12 protein-coding genes are annotated in these 12,669 nt (G+C 30.0%); 4 read left to right on the top strand and 8 right to left on the bottom strand.

The window, feature by feature from the left end; all coding sequences use genetic code 11:
• Positions 1-583: 583 nt before the first annotated feature.
• The 5 genes from megL to N4A48_RS03520 form a co-directional block, all read right to left on the bottom strand.
• Positions 584-1,786 carry a methionine gamma-lyase gene (gene megL, locus N4A48_RS03540; protein ID WP_293664369.1) on the bottom strand — a complete coding sequence of 401 codons (1,203 nt, stop codon included), beginning with the start codon at positions 1,784-1,786 and terminating at the stop codon, positions 584-586.
• A gap of 161 nt (positions 1,787-1,947) precedes the next feature.
• On the bottom strand, positions 1,948-2,826 hold the full coding sequence (gene hslO / locus N4A48_RS03535; RefSeq protein ID WP_293664367.1) for an Hsp33 family molecular chaperone HslO: 879 nt from the start codon (positions 2,824-2,826) through the stop codon (positions 1,948-1,950).
• A 132-nt stretch (positions 2,827-2,958) separates the two neighbouring features.
• Positions 2,959-3,702, bottom strand: coding sequence for a class I SAM-dependent DNA methyltransferase (locus tag N4A48_RS03530; RefSeq protein WP_293664371.1), 744 nt, complete (start codon positions 3,700-3,702; stop codon positions 2,959-2,961).
• A 6-nt stretch (positions 3,703-3,708) separates the two neighbouring features.
• Positions 3,709-3,891, bottom strand: coding sequence for a small, acid-soluble spore protein, alpha/beta type (locus N4A48_RS03525; RefSeq protein ID WP_293664365.1), 183 nt, complete (start codon positions 3,889-3,891; stop codon positions 3,709-3,711).
• A gap of 183 nt (positions 3,892-4,074) precedes the next feature.
• Entirely contained in the window at positions 4,075-5,205 is a 1,131-nt protein-coding gene (locus N4A48_RS03520; RefSeq protein WP_293664363.1) for an amidohydrolase, read from the bottom strand.
• A gap of 147 nt (positions 5,206-5,352) precedes the next feature.
• Between N4A48_RS03520 and N4A48_RS03515 the strand changes: the two genes are divergently transcribed.
• The 4 genes from N4A48_RS03515 (at position 5,353) to dapD (ending at position 8,789) form a co-directional block, all read left to right on the top strand.
• Complete coding sequence (locus N4A48_RS03515) at positions 5,353-6,351, top strand: aspartate-semialdehyde dehydrogenase (protein ID WP_293664362.1); 999 nt, start codon at positions 5,353-5,355, stop codon at positions 6,349-6,351.
• A 14-nt stretch (positions 6,352-6,365) separates the two neighbouring features.
• Positions 6,366-7,244 carry a 4-hydroxy-tetrahydrodipicolinate synthase gene (dapA, locus tag N4A48_RS03510; protein WP_293664361.1) on the top strand — a complete coding sequence of 293 codons (879 nt, stop codon included), beginning with the start codon at positions 6,366-6,368 and terminating at the stop codon, positions 7,242-7,244.
• Positions 7,245-7,313: 69 nt separating this feature from the next.
• Positions 7,314-8,060 (top strand): 4-hydroxy-tetrahydrodipicolinate reductase, encoded by a 747-nt coding sequence (gene dapB / locus N4A48_RS03505; protein ID WP_293664360.1) that lies wholly within the window; start codon positions 7,314-7,316, stop codon positions 8,058-8,060.
• 21 nt (positions 8,061-8,081) lie between these two features.
• The gene (dapD, locus tag N4A48_RS03500) at positions 8,082-8,789 is read left to right on the top strand and encodes a 2,3,4,5-tetrahydropyridine-2,6-dicarboxylate N-acetyltransferase (protein ID WP_293664359.1); all 708 of its coding nucleotides are present in this window, start codon (positions 8,082-8,084) and stop codon (positions 8,787-8,789) included.
• 26 nt (positions 8,790-8,815) lie between these two features.
• On the opposite strand, the gene hpt is transcribed toward dapD, so the two are convergent.
• The 3 genes from hpt to N4A48_RS03485 all read right to left on the bottom strand — a co-directional run bounded on the left by hpt (position 8,816) and on the right by N4A48_RS03485 (position 12,669).
• Positions 8,816-9,355 carry a hypoxanthine phosphoribosyltransferase gene (gene hpt / locus N4A48_RS03495; RefSeq protein WP_293664358.1) on the bottom strand — a complete coding sequence of 180 codons (540 nt, stop codon included), beginning with the start codon at positions 9,353-9,355 and terminating at the stop codon, positions 8,816-8,818.
• Between the two features lie 76 nt (positions 9,356-9,431).
• Positions 9,432-10,718, bottom strand: coding sequence for an L-cysteine desulfidase family protein (locus tag N4A48_RS03490; RefSeq protein WP_293664357.1), 1,287 nt, complete (start codon positions 10,716-10,718; stop codon positions 9,432-9,434).
• A 181-nt stretch (positions 10,719-10,899) separates the two neighbouring features.
• A complete protein-coding gene (locus N4A48_RS03485; RefSeq protein ID WP_293664356.1) occupies positions 10,900-12,669 on the bottom strand; it encodes a sigma-54 interaction domain-containing protein in 1,770 nt (589 codons plus the stop codon).

The raw sequence follows: 12,669 nt of genomic DNA, 5'->3' as shown, positions 1-12,669 counted from the left end.
AGATTTAATAAAGGAATACAAAAATGGGAAACTCCTAAAACCGTTGCTTTAAATCCAACAGATGAGGTCAAAGATTTATTTGAAAACGATGTAATATAATTTTGAAAAATAGATATCTTGAAAGATACTCTTTTTGAAAAACGCATGGTAAAATATTCAAAATCTGTATTTTTAAAAATCGAACATAACAAAAGGATTAGATTTTATGCGACAACTCTATTGACAAACACCGTTATTATAAAACTCAGTTAGGTAAAGTATCCCCACTTTAACTTTTAAAGTAGATACTACACAATATAAACAATTCAATGTTAGATAATTTTGATATACCTTCTACTATAAAACTTAGATTGTATCGTTCAAATATACGTTAAGAAACTTCTTCTGTTTGACTGTAGGGAGTTTAAGAAGTTTTAGTATATTTGATAAGATACAATCTCTAGTTTTATTAGAAGGTATATTAATTATCGGTATTGAATTGTTTATATTTTGTGGATACAGTAGCTTTCTATTTTTTATCTTTTAAAGCAAAAAGATGTGCCTTTAATCGGCACATCTTTCATATATTTATATTCTTTTTTAATTATAATAATCTATCTAACCCTTGCTTTAAATCACCAATTATATCTTCCACATTCTCAAGACCAACTGATAATCTTACAAGTCCATCACTTATTCCAGCTTGCTTTCTCTCTTCTGGAGTATAAGGAGAATGAGTCATAGATGCTGGATGTTGGATTAATGTCTCACAATCACCTAAGCTAACTGCTAATGTGCAAAGCTCAAGGCTATTTATGAATTGTATACCTTCAGCTATTCCACCCTTAACTTCAAAAGCTATCATAGCACCAGGCATAGCCATTTGCTTTTTAGCTACTTCGTATTGATCATGATCTTCAAATCCTGGATAATATACTTTCTCTATTGCTTCATGCTTTTGTAAAAACTTTGCAACTTCCATTGCATTTTCACAATGTCTTTGCATTCTTACACCTAAAGTTTTTAATCCTCTTATTATTAAGTATGCATCAAATGGGCTAAGAACTGCTCCAGTCATGTCCTTTACTCCAAATAATCTAACATTATTTATAAACTCTTGCTTTCCTACTACAAATCCTGCTATAACATCTCCATGACCATTTAAGTACTTAGTAGCAGAATGAACTACAGCATCAGCTCCAAGTTCAATCGGTTTTTGAATGAAAGGTGTACAGAATGTATTGTCAACGATTAGCATACAATCTTCTTTTTCATGAGTAACCTTAGCTACTGCTTCAATATCAACTACCTTTAAGTTTGGATTAGCAGGTGTTTCTATGTACACAACCTTAGTATTATCCTTCATAGCATTTTTTATATTGTCTACATTAGATGCATCTACGAAAGTAACCTCTACTCCAAATCTTGTAAGTCCATGATTTAAAAGTGCAAAAGTACAACCGTATAAAGTTTCATCAGCAACAACATGATCTCCAGCCTTTAAAGCTGTCCAAAGTGCAGACGATATAGCTCCCATACCAGAAGCTGTAGACATGCAAGCTTCACCATTTTCAAGAGCTGCTACCTTATCTTCTAATTGTGTAGATGTTGGATTGCCAAGTCTTGTATATATATATCCTGGCTCTTCAAGTGCAAATCTTCTTCCACCTTGCTCTGCATTATCAAATACAAAAGTAGATGTTTGATATATAGGAGTAGTTAAAGCTCCTGATACGATATCCTTTTTGTGTCCTGCGTGAATAGTTTTTGTAGAAAAACCAGCTTTCTTTAAATTATAATTACTCATATTGTATCGCCTCCCATGTAATATTTTACCTTCTAATCGCTTTTCTTACAAGGGATTATTCTGTATTTTTTAATAAATTTAAATTTTTTAAATTTTGATGAAATAATACATCCTATTTAAAAATGCAAAAAAACAGATAGAAGAATTCTATCTGCCTTAATCTATATACTATCTATAAGTTTTTTTAAATCTGCTTCATCAAACTGATGGCTTGTATTACAGAAATGACAAGTAAGTTCTGCTTTTTTATCAGTTTCAAGAATCTCTTCTAAATCCTTCTTTCCTATACTAATCAATGCTCTTTCAAATCTTTCCTTACTACAATCGCACTCAAATCCAACTTCATACTTATCAAGAATCTCATGATCCATATCTTTAAGTACTATATCCAGTATATCTTCTGGCATTTTTCCCTCAGCTATTAAAGTTGATATAGGCTTCATGTCAGATAAGTTTTTCTCTAATATCTGTATAATTTCTTCACTAGCATCAGGAAGAAGCTGAATTATAAACCCTCCAGATGCCTTTACAGAATAGTCAGTATCAACAAGTACACCTAAAGCTATTGCAGATGGTTGTTGCTCTGAATATGCAAAATAGGCAGTAAAGTCCTCTGCTATTTCTCCATTTACTAAAGGATAAGATCCTATATACGGCTTTTTAAGTCCTAAGTCCTTTATAACTGTTATAGTTCCTTGTTTTCCAACAGCTGCTCCAACATCAAGCTTACCAGCATATTTAGGAGGAACATCAGCAAAAGGATTTGATACATACCCCTTTACCATTCCTTTTGAATTACTAACTATAACTATATTCCCTAAAGGTCCATCACCCTTTATTTGTACCGTTAATTTATCATTTTCATTCTTCATCATAACACCCATCATAGATGTTGCAGTTAAAGTTCTTCCAAGTGCAGCACTCGCTACAGGTGTTGTATTATGTATTTTTCTAGCAGTATCTACCATTTCTGTAGTATACGCAGCAAAAGCTCTTATGCTATGATTTCCCGCACTAGCTCTTATTATATAGTTTTTCATATTTACCTCCTTATGAATATTATCTATAATTACAAGAATTATTTAATTACACGTTAAAATTCCCTGATATTTAAGTTTAATTTTATCAGGGAAAAAGTATACCACCTAAATAATAATCAGTCAATAACACTCTTATTTTTTACACACAAAAAATACTCTCTCTGTTTCTTCATCAGGGCTTAAAAAAGTAAAATCCTTGTATACCTTAATATAATCAAATCCAGTATTTTTTAGCATATTTACTATTTCATCATTTTTATAAGCTCTTTGATAATGAGTTTCTTCAAACTTCTGATAATATTCTTTATTTCGTGTGAAGAAAGCCAAATCCATCTCTACCATATTAGTCTCATAATCAAAATAATTTTCCCAAATATAGGTTATATCTTCCCTATTTTCACCAAATGTATTATTCCCAAGAATATTTGATAGTTTATTATATGAGCTTATATCAAATATAAATACACCTTTTTGCTTAAGCAATTCATATACATTATCGAATATACTTTGTATATTTTCATCCTCTAATATATAATTAAATCCATCACATGCACACAAAACACAATCTAAATTATAAACTTCAAAATCAAGCTCAGTCATATCTTGATTTAAAAATACAACTTCAATACCTTCATCTATACATTTTTCTCTTGCTACACTAAGCATATCCTCAGATATATCAATACCTAAAATATCATATTCTTTTTTAGCAAAAGGTATAGTTAAGTTGCCTGTTCCACATGCAAGTTCTAGTATATTCTTAACTTGTACATCTTCCTTTTTTATTATTTCTTCTATATAATCTACCCATTTATCATAATCTACATTGTCCATTAAATTATCGTATATGAATGCGAAATCTTTATACTGCATAATATTCTCCTATTTCTTTTTCTTATTTTTTTTCCTAGCTGTAAGCATTCCACCAATTTTTCCAGCTTCTTTTGCTGTAAGTCCTGCCCATCCTTTTTCATTTATCTTATCCATAAGGCCTATTTCACTTGCAATTTCATATTTCATTATATCATTTTCTGTAACTATTTTCTTCTTTTTATTTTTTTCCATATATAAAACCTCCTTTTTACTTATTTTTACCATATATCCTTAAAATATTCTTGGCCGTTTTATAATGGAAAACTAATTTTAAAACCAAACTTACAAAACAAAGGGTATTAAAATATTTAACACATTGCTAATATTTTAATACCCTTTTTGGACTAAGAATATGAATTTGATTATGTTGTATTTTTACTTTAACAAAGTTCCTTTATACTTTAGTAATTCTACATATATATTTATACCATTTAAAAGTATCTTCTCATCAAAATTAAACTTTATATGGTGAAGTCCACTTACAAACTCTTTATCAACATTTTTAGAACCTAACATAAAAAATAATCCTTTTACATGTTGTTGATAATACGAGAAATCCTCAGCTATCATTAATGGCTCAAGTATTTTTATATATTTATCATCAATAGCTTCTTTGAATTCATAAAATAGTTCTTTGTCATTATTAACTGCAGGGTAATCATCTTTTATATTTATATTTATATTACAATCGAAAGATTTTTCAAAACCACATGATATTTCAACTATTCTTTGCTTTATTTTGTCATATACTTCTTGTTTAAATGCTCTTATAGTACCTTCAAGCTTAACACTTTCAGCTATTATATTTCTTCTGCTTCCGCCTTCTATTTTCCCAATACTTAGTACCCCTTCATCAAGAGGTCTTATATTTCTAGATATTATACTTTGTATTGAATTGATAAAATTTGAAGCTATCAGTATTGAATCAACAGAGTTTTGAGGCATAGCTCCATGACCACCTCTACCTACTATCTCAATATCTATTTCTCCTGTTTGAGCTAAGAAATGATCAGGCTTAACTCCCACAAATCCTTCTTCTATATCTGGATATATATGAAGTCCATATATTTCATCGACTTTATATTTTTCTAACACTCCTTCTTTTATTAAAGGTAGTGCTCCACCAGGAGATTCTTCCGCTGGTTGAAAAATAAAAACGATATTATCTGATAACTTATCTTTATTTATATTTAAATACTCTATAAAACCTAAGAGTATACTCATATGTCCATCATGACCACAAAGATGCTTTATTTGTCCATCTATATTCAAAGCATCCATATCTGCTCTAAATGCTATATTTTTTTTAGGTTTTTTTGCTTTTATAATTCCTACTACTGCCGTATCTAAGTATTCTTCATATTCTAGTCCTAAAGAATCTAGATAATCTTTTATATATTTAGATGTTTTATATTCCTTCATTCCTAGCTCTGCTATTTTATTTAATTCACTTCTATGCTTATATACTTTATTCTTTAACCCCTGAACATCTTCTCTTATATTCATCTTTATCTCCTTTCTAAAAAAAGAATTATCACAACGCATATTTTATTGAATATATTTATATTGAATGATAATATATATTAAAGTATTTATTTTTTCTTCATTGTAAAATATATAATATCATATATTTATGATAAAGGGGGTTTATCTATGAAAAAAGTAAACGTTGCAATAGTTGGTGCAACAGGAATGGTAGGAAGGACATTTTTAAAGATTTTAAAGGAAAGAAATTTCCCTATAGAAAACCTATATTTATTGGCATCAAAAAAATCTGCTGGAAATGTTATTGAATTCAATGGAAAAGACTACATAATAGAGGAGCTAACAGAAAATTCTTTTGACAAGGATATAGATATAGCTTTATTCTCTGCCGGAGGAGAAATTAGTAAAAAATTTGCTCCAATAGCTAAGGCAAAAGGCGTTATAGTAGTAGACAATAGTAGCATGTGGAGAATGTATGATGATGTTCCTTTAGTTGTTCCAGAAGTAAATCCTGAAGATGTGAAAAATCACAATGGTATAATAGCAAATCCAAACTGCTCTACTATTCAAGCAGTAGTGCCTTTAAAAAATCTTCACGACAAATTCGGTATAAAAAGAATAGTATACTCAACATATCAAGCAGTTTCAGGTTCTGGTGTTAAGGGTATATCTGATTTAGAAGAAGGTATTAAGGGTAATGAAAATAAATTATATCCTCACCCTATAGCTTATAATGCATTGCCTCATATAGATGTATTTATGGACAATGGCTATACAAAAGAAGAAATAAAAATGATAGATGAAACTAAAAAAATATTAAATGATCATACTATAAAAATAACAGCTACAACAGTAAGAATACCAGTAATGTATTCTCATAGTGAATCTGTTAATGTTGAATTTGAAAAAGAATTTGATATTAAAGAAGTATTTGACATTTTAAATGATACAGATGGAGTTGTTGTTGTTGATGATCCTGAAAATAACCAATATCCACTTGCACTAGATACTGCAGGAAAAGACGAGGTGTTCGTCGGAAGAATAAGAAGGGATTTTAGCTTAGATAATGGTATCAACATGTGGGTTGTAGCTGATAATATAAGAAAAGGAGCTGCAACTAACACAGTTCAAATAGCTGAGCTTTTATTAAAATATAATTTAGTATAGAGAGGATGATTTTCATGCTATTTAAAGGTTCTGGCGTTGCCTTAGTTACTCCATTTAAAGATGGAAAAATAGACTTTCAAAAATTAGGAGAAATTATAGAGTACCATATTAAAGAAGGAACAGATGCATTTATAGTATGCGGAACTACTGGGGAAGCATCTACAATGACTGACGAAGAACAAATAGAAACTATAAAATTTGTAATAGATAAAACAAATAAAAGAATACCAGTTATAGCAGGTACTGGTTCTAATAATACTTCACATTCTATGCACCTTAGTCAAAAGGCTGAAGAATTAGGAGCTGATGGACTTTTAGTTATAACTCCTTATTACAATAAGTCTACTCAAAAAGGTCTTATTTCTCACTTTAATGCTATAGCTGATGCTGTTAATATTCCTATAATCGTTTATAACGTACCAGGAAGAACAGGAGTTAATATAAAACCTTCAACACTTGCTCAAATAGCTACTCATAAAAATATAGTAGCAGTTAAAGAAGCTAGTGGAGATATATCTCAAGTTGCTGAGATGGCAAGAGTTTGTCCTGAAGGATTTGGAATATATTCTGGAAATGATGATATGATTGTACCTCTATTATCTCTTGGAGGATGTGGTGTTATATCTGTTGTTGCTAATATATGTCCAAAAGATACTCATGACTTAGTATATAAGTTTCTTGAAGGAGATGTAGAAGGTTCTAGAAAACTTCAATTAGATATGAAGGCTTTAATAGATGCTCTATTTATAGAGGTAAATCCTGTACCAGTTAAAACAGCTATGAATTTATTAGGATTTGACATGGGTGAACTTAGACTTCCACTGGTAGATATGGATGATTGTAATTTAAGCGTATTAAAGAAAGAATTAACAGACTACGGATTCAAATTATAAAACCTTTTAAAATCCTATACCGCATATGTGGTATAGGATTTTAAATCGCATTATTACAGGAGGTGTAGAATGATTAAAGTTATAGTTAATGGATGCCTTGGCAAAATGGGAAAAGTTTTGACAAAATCTATATTTGATGATGAAGCTTTTGAACTTGTAGCAGGTGTTTCTAGAGAAATTAACGAAACTACTGAATATAATGCATATTCTAATATATTGGACATTAATGAAAAAGCTGATGTTATAATAGATTTTTCTAATCCAACCACATTAAATGATATGCTAGATTATTCTAAAAAAACTAAAACTCCGTTAGTTATAGCAACAACTGGGTATACTAATGAAGAGCTTGATATGATAAATGAGCATTCTAAAGAAGTTCCAGTATTTCATAGCTCAAATATGTCACTTGGAGTGAACCTACTTTTAAAGCTTGTTGAAATATCAGCTAAAGCTTTAAATAATTTCGATATAGAAATAATCGAAAAGCATCATAACAGAAAAGTTGATGCACCTAGTGGTACTGCTTTAATGCTTGCAAATGAAATCCAAAATGTTTTAGATAATGAATTTAACTTTGGAAGACATGGTAAAGATGCAAAAAGAAAAGAAAATGAAATAGGTATTCATGCAGTACGTGGTGGAACTATAGTTGGAGACCACAGCGTTATATTCGCAGGTAAGGATGAAATAGTAGAACTTAATCATACAGCCTTATCAAAAGAAATATTTGCTCAAGGTTCTCTTCAAGCAGCTAAATTTATTGTAAATAAAGGAAACGGATATTATAATATGAAAGATATAGTATCTTTGTAAAACTTAGGAGGTAAATTACTAATGATGAAATTAACAGACCCATATGAGATAGCAAAATTTATAAAGAATTCGACTAAGAAAACACCAGTTAAAGTATATTTAAATGGAACTTTAAAGAGTAAAAATTACGAAAACGTAAAAATATTTGGTAGTGATAACAGTTATATCTTAATAGGAGAACAATCATCTGTTAAGAATATTTTAGATGAAAATAAAGAGACTATTGAAGATTATCACTTAGAGTTTGATAGAAGAAACTCTGCTATACCTACTTATAATTATTTACATGAAGATGCTAGAATCGAACCAGGTGCAGTTATAAGAGATATGGTTTCTATTGGTAAAAATGCAGTTATAATGATGGGTTCAGTTATCAATATCGGAGCTGAGATAGGAGAAGGCTCTATGATTGACATGAACGCTGTTATAGGAGCAAGAGGAACTATAGGTAAAAATGTACATCTAGGAGCAGGTGCTGTCGTTGCAGGTGTGCTTGAGCCACCTTCTGCTACACCTGTAATACTTGAAGATGATGTTGTTGTAGGAGCAAATGCTGTGATATTAGAAGGTGTTATAGTTAAAAAAGGAGCTGTTGTAGCAGCTGGAGCTGTTGTAACTAAAGATGTACCTGAAGGTGCTGTTGTTGCTGGATCTCCTGCTAAGATTGTAAAAATGAAAGATGAAAAAACTCAAGAAAAAACTAAACTTATGGAAGACTTAAGAGGTTAAAAAAGATGGCTAATTAGCCATCTTTTTTATCTATCTTGATTAGTTACATTGAATACATAAGGAACATTTCTATAGTAATCTCCATAGTTTAGCCCATATCCAACTACGAATTTATCATCTATCTCAAAACCTACATAATCAGGAACTAAATCTACTTTTCTTCTAACTGGTTTATCTAATAATACACAACATTTAACACTTGCAGGATTTTTTGTCTTTAAGTGGTTCATAACAAAGCTCATAGTAAGAGCTGAATCTGTTATATCATCAACCACTAAAACATCATATCCTGATATATCGTCCTTTATATCTGCAAGCATATCTATTTTTCCACTTGACTCTTCTGAGTGTCCGTAGCTAGATGTAGTCATAAATCCTATTTTAACTGGGATGTCTATCTTTCTAACAAGATCAGCCGTAAATATAAAGCTTCCCTTTAAAAGAGATATAACGAATAATTTCTTATCCTTATAGTCCTCTGCTATCTGTTTTCCAAGTTCAGCAGTTCTTCTAACTATATCTTCTTCAGAGCATAGCGTTTCCCATACTTTAGTTTCTATATTCATTCTATAATAAACCTCCTAGAGTAGTTGTATTTTAAACTCTATTTTAATTAAAAAGTAGATTTTTGTCAATATTACTTTAGTTATTATTCATACCATCCATGACTTTTATTATAACCTCATCTGTTATTGTCATTCCTTGAGCACTAACTTTTCCTAAGTTTCTTATACTTTCTTCAACTTTATTTCCTACTATTCCGTTAAGAGCTGGTACTACACAGTTATATTTAGCTATTACAGCACTTTGAACGGCAGCAGATGCAGCAGATGCAAGTTTTAGAGCACATCCAGCTTTTGCTCCATCGCATATCATACCACTTAAGTTTGCAATCATATTTTCAATTGCTCCATCTATTTGCTCATACGTTCCATCCATAAGCCATGTTATAGCTGCTGCTGATCCTGTTGATGCTGCTACTCCACATCCACAAACTGCAGATAATCTTCCTGTATAATTCTTTATATAGCCTGTAACTAAGTGACTTATTGCTAATGCTTTTGCTAATTTTTCTTTTGTTTGAGGATACATTTCATTATAAGCTGCTATTGGAAGTATAGCTGTAAGTCCATGATTTCCACTTCCATTAGAACTCATAACAGGCTTATTAACTCCGCTCATTCTAGCATCAGAAGCTGCTGCTGTTAACATCATAGCTTTATTTATAAGATCATCAGAAAGCATTTTATCATCCATAGCTTTTTTGATTCCATATCCTACACCAATACCTACCTTATCTTCTATAGCAACGTTTGCCATATCCATATTCATATCTATACCTTCTAATAAGAAGTCTAAATCCGATTCATCCATTTTTTCTATTTCTTGAATTAATTCTTTAATTGTAAGTTTCACCGCTGGGCTATCAACGTGTGTATATTCTACATCTAAGCTTATTTCTCCATTTAAAATTACAGAGTCATTCTTTTGTATATGAACAAAGTTATCATGCTTAGTCATTATTATAGTTTTTGATGTATTTTCTTTTCCTTTTAAGTTAACTTCTATGTAAACCTTTTCAGTAGTTTCTATAGGAGATATTTTAACCATATTTTGATCCATAAAGTTTTCTGATATTTTAACCTCTTCTTCTCCTAATTTTTCTAATACTCTAAGTCCAAGTTCAGAATCTCCTCCATTAAGTCCCATAGCAGCTGCTATTTTAAGACCTAATCTTGTTGTTCCAGGTATTCCAACGCACATACCATTTTTATATACATTAGGGCTTACAAGTATATTACATTCAACTATTTCTTCCCCTAATAATTCTTTCGCTTTTGCACAAGCTAATGCTACTGCAACTGGCTCTGTACATCCTAAAGCTGGCTTTACCTCTGCTTTTAACATATCTACAAGTATTTTTTTCATTTTAAAACCCCCAATTTAATTTTATACAATTTATACATAGCACAAACTATGCCAACTTTTATATTCTAGTTTTTTCAATACTTGTAGTTTATTATTTGTTGATTAGATAGATTATATATATAATTTTGTATCTTTTTGAAATAAAATAATCTCAAATCGAGATTATCGTCTCAATTTGAGATTATTTTATTTCATACTCTTTCATTTTTCTATAAAGTGTAGCTCTGGATATCCCTAGAGCCTTACAAGCTCTTTCCTTGTCTTTTTTGTAATCCTTAAATTTATGCAAAGCTTTAATTATTTCTTTCTTTTCCATTTCCTTAAGAGGAGTTATATAATCATTTATATCAAATTTAATTTCCTTATTTCTATTTATTATTTTTTGGGGTAGGTTTTCATACCTTATAATTGATGAATTTGACATATTTATACTGTACTCTATTACATTTTGAAGCTGTCTTACATTTCCATGCCACGGATAGTCAATTATTTTTTTTATTGCACATTCTTCTATTCCATTTATATATTTATTTAACTTCTTAGAATAGTCTTCAATTATATTATCTACAAGTAATACTATATCTTCTTTTCTATATCTTAATGGTGGTATAGATATAGGTATAACATTTAATCTATAGTATAAATCTTCTCTAAATTCTCCTTTTTCAACCATCTTCTCTAAATCTCTATTTGTTGCAGCTATTATTCTAACATCAACTGAAATATTTATTTTTCCACCTATTTTTTCAATTTCTCTTTCTTGCAATACCCTGAGTAGTTTTCCTTGTAAATGTATACTCATATCTCCTATTTCATCAAGAAAAATTGTTCCTTTATTTGCAAGCTCAAATTTTCCTACTTTCCCACCTTTTTTAGCTCCTGTGAACGCGCCTTCCTCATATCCAAATAGCTCACTTTCAAGTAAATTATCTGGTATTGCTGCACAGTTAATAGCTATGAACGAGCTCTTGCATCTACTACTATTATTATGTATAGCTCTTGCGAATAATTCTTTCCCTGTACCACTTTCTCCAGTTATTAATACAGTAGATGAAGTCTTTGATGCAATCCTAGCTTCATTCTTTACATTTTCCATAGATATGCTATTACCTATTATATTATCAAATCCTATATTATAACTCGTCCCAGTTATTTCATTAAAATTTTCTATGGCTGAAGAATTATCTATAAAATCAAAAACATATCCTTTTATATCACCATCTATTGTTATTGTATTTAAATTATATATACCTCTTAATGTATAATTTTTATTTTTATAAGTAAAAGATGTACTTCTATGTCTTTCTTTTACATTTTTTATTTCTTTCTCGTTTATAAATTTCAGTATATCGAATATATTATGTTTATCTATTCTATCATCTAATTGAAATATACTTTTGAATTTATCATTGTATTTATCTATATTTCCATACACATCAGTAGATACTACTGCTTTATCCATATTATTAAGAAGCATTTCTAATCTCTTTGCCTGTATTTTTATCTCATAAGATTTATTCTCTGCTTTTATTTTGCTCGATATTAAATCTGCCATTTTTGTTAAAAAGCTCATCAACTGACTTTTATTATTTTTTATATTATCTCCTTGTTCTTGTGTAAATGCTATAAGACCTATAACTCCATATATTTTTTCTTCTAATGCTATAGGGCAGCATACCTCTGCAAATTCCTTACATTGATTTTTATCCTTACACATCTTACATATCTTATCTTCTCTTGGATTTTCAATTATAAAACTTTCACCTGTATCTAGTGCATTTTTAAATGCAGAGTATAAGCTTATCTTCTCTCCTATTTTATTAGCATATTTGCCAGTTCCCGCAATTCTAGTTAAGTTCTGATCAACTATAGTAACATCTACATTTAGAACAGATGATATAACCTCTGCTGTATTTTTTATATCTTCTTCTATAAGCATTAAATCTACCAT

The sequence above is a fragment of the Tepidibacter sp. genome, from assembly GCF_025210165.1.
GTDB lineage: Bacteria > Bacillota > Clostridia > Peptostreptococcales > Peptostreptococcaceae > Tepidibacter_A.
Note: the sequence above shows the minus strand (reverse complement) of the source record. Positions and strands in the feature narration are given on the sequence as shown.

Excerpts from the sequence above, each read along its gene's own strand:
- megL (WP_293664369.1), bottom strand. The coding sequence starts at position 1,786 with ATGAGTAATTATAATTTAAAGAAAGCTGGTTTTTCTACAAAAACTATT.
- hslO (WP_293664367.1), bottom strand. The coding sequence starts at position 2,826 with ATGAAAAACTATATAATAAGAGCTAGTGCGGGAAATCATAGCATAAGA.
- N4A48_RS03525 (WP_293664365.1), bottom strand. The coding sequence starts at position 3,891 with ATGGAAAAAAATAAAAAGAAGAAAATAGTTACAGAAAATGATATAATG.
- N4A48_RS03520 (WP_293664363.1), bottom strand. The coding sequence starts at position 5,205 with ATGAATATAAGAGAAGATGTTCAGGGGTTAAAGAATAAAGTATATAAG.
- N4A48_RS03515 (WP_293664362.1), top strand. The coding sequence starts at position 5,353 with ATGAAAAAAGTAAACGTTGCAATAGTTGGTGCAACAGGAATGGTAGGA.
- dapA (WP_293664361.1), top strand. The coding sequence starts at position 6,366 with ATGCTATTTAAAGGTTCTGGCGTTGCCTTAGTTACTCCATTTAAAGAT.
- dapB (WP_293664360.1), top strand. The coding sequence starts at position 7,314 with ATGATTAAAGTTATAGTTAATGGATGCCTTGGCAAAATGGGAAAAGTT.
- dapD (WP_293664359.1), top strand. The coding sequence starts at position 8,082 with ATGATGAAATTAACAGACCCATATGAGATAGCAAAATTTATAAAGAAT.
- hpt (WP_293664358.1), bottom strand. The coding sequence starts at position 9,355 with ATGAATATAGAAACTAAAGTATGGGAAACGCTATGCTCTGAAGAAGAT.
- N4A48_RS03490 (WP_293664357.1), bottom strand. The coding sequence starts at position 10,718 with ATGAAAAAAATACTTGTAGATATGTTAAAAGCAGAGGTAAAGCCAGCT.
- N4A48_RS03485 (WP_293664356.1), bottom strand. The coding sequence starts at position 12,669 with ATGGTAGATTTAATGCTTATAGAAGAAGATATAAAAAATACAGCAGAG.